The following is a 5150-nucleotide window of genomic DNA, read 5'->3' as shown; positions in this document are numbered from 1 at the left end:
TGTTGTAAGGCGGCAGTAATTTAGCCAGTGCTGCTGATTTTCGTTCGGGTGAAATGCGTTTCATGGTGTTTCCCCACCGCCCCATTAGCGTTTTTGATGGGGGTGACATCTATCCTGACAGAGGGGGTGGCTACAGGAAGCCGGATTCAGCACCGGGCAGCCGCTCAAGTTACGTGTGATGCCGGGGTGCATCGTCATCACCGAGCAGGATTTGCGGGAGTTGTGGCACTGTCTGGAAGGACTCAGCCTGCAACCGTTCAATGAACGCGCTGCCGCCGACTGACTTAAGCGCTTTCCCGGTGGGCTGGATCTGGAGGGAATAAATCAGTAAATAACCGCAACTGAACGAAGATAAAATAAAGCCGGAAGGATTATCAGAATCTTTCCGTCTTGGAGTTAAATGCTTGTTAATATATTCTGGATAAGTTCAAAACCACACACTTCCATTGATGTATAATTAGGATATTCAGAAACAGGAATGCGTCTAATTTCTTCTTCTCCATCATAGAGACCTCCTGCATAATTGAATACCCTCAATCTTTTCTTATCTTCAGTTAAATCAACATGATCAATTATCTCCCAAAAGCCATTTTTGATATTTTGATTTCCTGTAAATATAATTTTCGTTTCCTTTCCCATATCTATGATAGTAATAGGACATAAAACACCATCATTTTTAAAGGATTTATCACTTTGTATAAATAAGACACAAAAACCAATCACTTGCTTAAACTTACCTTTCGGTGAAAAAATAACTTGACATATGGCGAATTTATCCCTTATGGGAATGATAAAAATATCACCTTCTTTATACTTAACTTTCATAATCCTTTTCCCTCTAAAATAGATAGAGCATAGTTTAATATTTGACTTCCCCATTTTTCACTATGTCCTGCCATATCATATGTACCAGCATTAGGATTAGTAGGACTATATGATCTGATTTTATTAAGCAAGTTAGTTACAGGGTTTGTCGACTGAGCACCACCATGAAGATCCATAATTCTTTGTTCCAAGAACTTGGCCTCCGATTTAGTCAAATTATTATCAAATATAGTCAATTGCCTTAGATGAGACTTACCCGGCGTATTTGCATGGATATTTAAACGGGAGGGCGCATCTCCTCGACCAACATATAAAATACTCTTCCCATATAATCCTTGACCATTTACTGGATCATAGCTTTTCCCAGTTCCCCCTGTTTTACGTGTCGATGGTAAACCTTTTATAAGGAGTCAACCCCAGTGGATCGATCCAAGTCAGCGCATTCGGCGCATACTGATAAAGGTTCAGTCCCCTGCCAGCCCTATCGGGTCATAGGGACGATTTCGTCTGGCTTTCGGGTCGTACTACCAATTTTGGCTGTAAACTACCCTCATAACATCGTCATAGTAAAAGAAGTCGCTCACGCTACCGCCCATCCGTTCATTCCTGATTGACTATGGCTGACGCGCATTCTACGCCTGATACCCCCCGTTTTTAAAATCTCTCAGCCGGAGCGCTATCTGCGTGTCGGCTACCGCCCCAACAAGGGTTACACCTCAACGCCCGCCATTACCATCAGCGGCAAGTGGCCACAGGAAACCGGGCATCTGCGCGTGATGCCGGGCTGCATCGTCATCACCGTGCAGGATCTGCGGGAGTTGTGGCACAGTCTGGAAGGACTGAGCCTGCAACCGTTCGATGAACGCGCCACCGTTTAAAATAGCTGGAAAGATAGAGGATATTTCCGATTTTATATCACTCTAATATATCGGCGTAAAAAAATGTTTCTTCATACGAAAAAATCATTTTTTTTCTATTGGCAATTAAAACAACACTTGTTTCATCACTGGGGTAAAAAAAATCGCTCCATGATTTTACAAAAACATCTACAGGTGCAATAGCACTCGCTCTTTTCCCCCAAAAGAAAAATACAAATGAAATATCTATTAGTTTATTCTTAAAAAACAAAGAAGATTCTTTAGGACATTCAAAGTCCAACTTGTTTTTTTCTATCACAGAAAAAAACGATGAATCCATTTTCATTAAATGATTAAATGGAAATACCATATTCCAAAGAATCTCAGATCCTTCCTCATCAAGAAAAACAATCTCTCTTTTCTCATCAAAAGATAACGAGCAATCCTCAGAGTTAAACCTCCATGCAATAGGATATTTTTTTTCATCAAGAATTAATAATTTTCTATTCATAGAATATATGCCCTGCTCCACCAGATTTTTTACCCAAGCTCCAATCCTTCCATTTGACATGGGGGATATTATTCTCTGGTGCATTTATTGTATGAGATTCATTAGGGTGATGTTCATAACCTTTTTATACGGGATTTCAGAGTAAGTAGGTTGATTATCTACTTTTCCTCTAGCATCTGTTAACAATTTTTCAGCAGTTGCTTTATCTTTCACTCTAAAATTGGATTTGCCACCGTTCTGTATTGTTTCTGTGGCTTTTTTCCATTCAGGACTACCACGCTTAATAACAGGTAAATTGGTTGCGTCACCAACTTCGTTTCCTGTTAGACTACATTTCATTAACCCCAACGGGTCGATCCAAGTCAGCGGATTCGGCGCATAAGCGTAGTTGTTTAATCCACCAAGCAACCCCACCGGATCCTGCGTCGTAAATCTGCCAACCACCGGATCAAAATATCTAAACAGATTATAGTGTAGCCCCGTTTCGCTGTCAGCATATTGACCGGCATAGCGCAGCGGCTGGTCTATCACGGGTTGTCCCTGCCGCAGCTCGACGCTATCCACCGTCTGGCGCCCGACCTCGCCCCACCCGCCGTAATGTCCGCTCCAGCGCACGGCGCCTTTGCCATCGCTCATCTCCAGCGGCGCGCTGTTCAGGTCGATATGGAGCCAGTACCTCTCGCCGGGGGCGGCCGGCTTTCCCCGCCTGGTCGATGCGCGCCAGCGGGCTCCACGGCTCCGCAGGGTCGTAGAGATACGTGCTGCGTCCCAGCGCGTCGTAGGCGTAGAACGCTTCGAACGCGCCCGTATCAGCCGGTTGCCATCGTCATACGCATAGTGCTGCTCATACAGTCCGTGGCGACGCGCCGTCAGGTTGCCCCAGGCGTCATAGCGATTCCTCACAGCCCGCGTCGATACGTTCGACCAGGTACCCGCGCGCATCGATAATGCTTCATACTCACTCGCCGGACCACGACCTCGGGCGCCTATCAGCCGGTTATCGGCATCGTACATATAATGTTGAGCCTCCTCACCATTACACCGGCTGATCAGATTGCCCCAGCTATCGTAACGGCAGAACAACCGTTGCGAGAGTGCAGGCAATCACACACGCTACCGCCCGCCGACGAGAAAGTTGACTATGGCTGGGAAGTATTCTAAGTCAGACGGCGCGGTAAATAAAGCAACTAAAACAGAACGTTACTACACGGTGGAATACGCCCCGCACAACGGCAAGCCCAACCCGCCCTCCGCCATCAACCTTAAAGGCCGCTGGCTCGAAGAGTCTGGCTTTATCACCGGGATGCCCGTCACCGCCACGGTGGCGCGGGGCAAGATTATTATTGAGACGCAGATTAATTTATAGCGACTGACTAACCCATAAACCATAAAATAAAAAGCCGGAAGGATCTTCGCGATCACTTCCGGCTTTCTATTAATTATTACAATTCAAAAAAATCTTCAATAAATGAATTAAAGTCCACCCATTGTGGTTTCAACTCTCCATTCAAAAATCTCACTAATTTATCACCTAACTCTAACTCAATAACTTCACCAGTATTTCTATTATAGAAATACCCCCCTCCACCTTCAAAGCCATCAAGGGGAATGTATTCATCAGGTAGCCCTAGCCCCTCATGAGCCGACTTAATATTTAATTGATAATCCGTATTTATAATAAACCAACACAATTGATAAATATCATTTTTCTTGCTTTTAAAAGTCGTCCCACTTTCTGCATGCAAGAAAAAAAAAGCTATATCTGACTCAATACTTACATCCACTGATAACAGAGCGTTTTCATATAATTCTGTTGAATCATCAAACCACCATCCGTTTTCCTTCAAATATTCTTTCACTTTATTAGATATCATAACAACCTCATTAACCACATAATTTTTTGATATTACTGGATTCTCTGCGTTTCAACTCTTAATTAGCTCGCTGCTTCCAGTAAGCTTCTCGATCGGTATTAAAAAATTCCCTATCAACGGGATTATCAGGATGAGCATTCGGTAAATGTGAATGTAGCGCATTTGTATAACGGTATTTCTGATGAGTATCCGATGACAACACTCAAATAATGATCCCGATGCATTCTGTTTGGAATGATGTAAGTTTATTTGCGAATATTTTCCATTTTTCACCACAAATGGACTCCCACCATCCAAGGCAACATCAAGGTTTGTCTTCACTCCATTGCGAGTATTTACAGGCAAATCCCAATCAATTGCTTGCTGGTAAACAGTGTGCGTACTACCTGATGGAGCATTGAATACCGATGGTGTGAAGAAGTTGCTTAACCCCAACGGATCGATCCACGTCAACGCATTCGGCGCATAAGCATACAGGTCCAGCCCACCCGCCAGCCCTATCGGGTTCGACTGTAAATTACTTTTATATCGTCGTTATAGTACAAAAAAATCGTTCACACTATCGTCCGCCCATGCTCGGTTAACTATGCAGAGCGGGAGCCTGATATCCAAAAAATCAAACCAATATGTTCACGTAGTGACTGATTTACGGAGCTGAATCCGTAAATCAGGTGAACATATTTATATCATCAAGGGCATCTTCTGCTCTTGATGCCAATGTTTTATTAGGCTGTGTCCCTTAATTGCATAACTTCTTGTAAAAGAGTCGGATACAGCCCAGTTTCACCATCGACAGATAATTTCTCGCTGTTTTGTCGTAGCGTGTGGCAATACGCCGGTACTCTTTTAACCGGCCAAAACATCTCTCCACTACGTTGCGGTGACGGTAAACGTCACTGGCGAACCGTGAGCGTCCGTCAGAAGCCATTTTTTCATTAGATTTTCGAGGGATAACGGCTTTTATCCCTTTTCGTTTCAGTTCGTTACGAAGCGCATGCCCTGAGTAAGCTTTGTCAGCCAAAACCGCATAACCACGGCGCTTCATACTGCCGTTCTGACGCTGAACACCAATACCATCCAGCA

General features: G+C 44.0%; 6 protein-coding genes and 5 pseudogenes. 3 read left to right on the top strand and 8 right to left on the bottom strand.

What is annotated here, in order from left to right:
• Nucleotides 1-136: 136 nt before the first annotated feature.
• Nucleotides 137-283 (top strand): annotated as a pseudogene (locus ABRZ26_RS25245) (SymE family type I addiction module toxin); the annotation flags it as partial.
• A 113-nt stretch (nt 284-396) separates the two neighbouring features.
• On the opposite strand, the gene ABRZ26_RS24695 reads toward ABRZ26_RS25245, so the two are convergent.
• The 3 genes and pseudogenes from ABRZ26_RS24695 to ABRZ26_RS25240 form a co-directional block, all read right to left on the bottom strand.
• Entirely contained in the window at nt 397-825 is a 429-nt protein-coding gene (locus ABRZ26_RS24695; RefSeq protein WP_319606663.1) for an Imm26 family immunity protein, read from the bottom strand.
• Nucleotides 822-1016, bottom strand: coding sequence for a hypothetical protein (locus tag ABRZ26_RS24690; RefSeq protein WP_319606662.1), 195 nt, complete (start codon nt 1014-1016; stop codon nt 822-824). The genes ABRZ26_RS24695 and ABRZ26_RS24690 overlap by 4 nt, the downstream gene beginning before the upstream one ends.
• A 220-nt stretch (nt 1017-1236) precedes the next feature.
• Nucleotides 1237-1322: pseudogene (locus ABRZ26_RS25240) on the bottom strand (RHS repeat-associated core domain-containing protein); the annotation flags it as partial.
• Nucleotides 1323-1445: 123 nt separating this feature from the next.
• Here ABRZ26_RS25240 and ABRZ26_RS24685 point away from each other — a divergent pair.
• Nucleotides 1446-1568 (top strand): annotated as a pseudogene (locus tag ABRZ26_RS24685) (hypothetical protein); the annotation flags it as partial.
• 172 nt (nt 1569-1740) lie between these two features.
• Here the strand turns inward: ABRZ26_RS24685 and ABRZ26_RS24680 are convergent.
• Together ABRZ26_RS24680 and ABRZ26_RS24675 are read right to left on the bottom strand one after the other, a co-directional pair.
• Nucleotides 1741-2193, bottom strand: a complete 453-nt coding sequence (locus ABRZ26_RS24680; protein WP_319606661.1) for a DUF2947 family protein — start codon at nt 2191-2193, stop codon at nt 1741-1743.
• Between the two features lie 327 nt (nt 2194-2520).
• Nucleotides 2521-3087 (bottom strand): annotated as a pseudogene (locus tag ABRZ26_RS24675) (RHS repeat-associated core domain-containing protein); the annotation flags it as partial.
• A 247-nt stretch (nt 3088-3334) separates the two neighbouring features.
• Here ABRZ26_RS24675 and ABRZ26_RS24670 point away from each other — a divergent pair.
• Entirely contained in the window at nt 3335-3559 is a 225-nt protein-coding gene (locus tag ABRZ26_RS24670; protein WP_319606660.1) for a SymE family type I addiction module toxin, read from the top strand.
• Between the two features lie 76 nt (nt 3560-3635).
• Here the strand turns inward: ABRZ26_RS24670 and ABRZ26_RS24665 are convergent, their stop codons facing one another.
• The 3 genes and pseudogenes from ABRZ26_RS24665 to ABRZ26_RS24655 all read right to left on the bottom strand — a co-directional run.
• Nucleotides 3636-4067 carry a hypothetical protein gene (locus tag ABRZ26_RS24665; RefSeq protein WP_319606659.1) on the bottom strand — a complete coding sequence of 144 codons (432 nt, stop codon included), beginning with the start codon at nt 4065-4067 and terminating at the stop codon, nt 3636-3638.
• Between the two features lie 423 nt (nt 4068-4490).
• Nucleotides 4491-4574: pseudogene (locus ABRZ26_RS25235) on the bottom strand (RHS repeat-associated core domain-containing protein); the annotation flags it as partial.
• A gap of 232 nt (nt 4575-4806) precedes the next feature.
• Nucleotides 4807-5150 (bottom strand): transposase (locus ABRZ26_RS24655; protein ID WP_319606657.1); only part of this gene is annotated, 344 nt, incomplete at its 5' end.

The organism is Brenneria sp. L4-2C, assembly GCF_040240335.1.
Taxonomy (GTDB): domain Bacteria; phylum Pseudomonadota; class Gammaproteobacteria; order Enterobacterales; family Enterobacteriaceae; genus Brenneria.
This window is presented reverse-complemented; position numbering and strand designations above follow the sequence as displayed.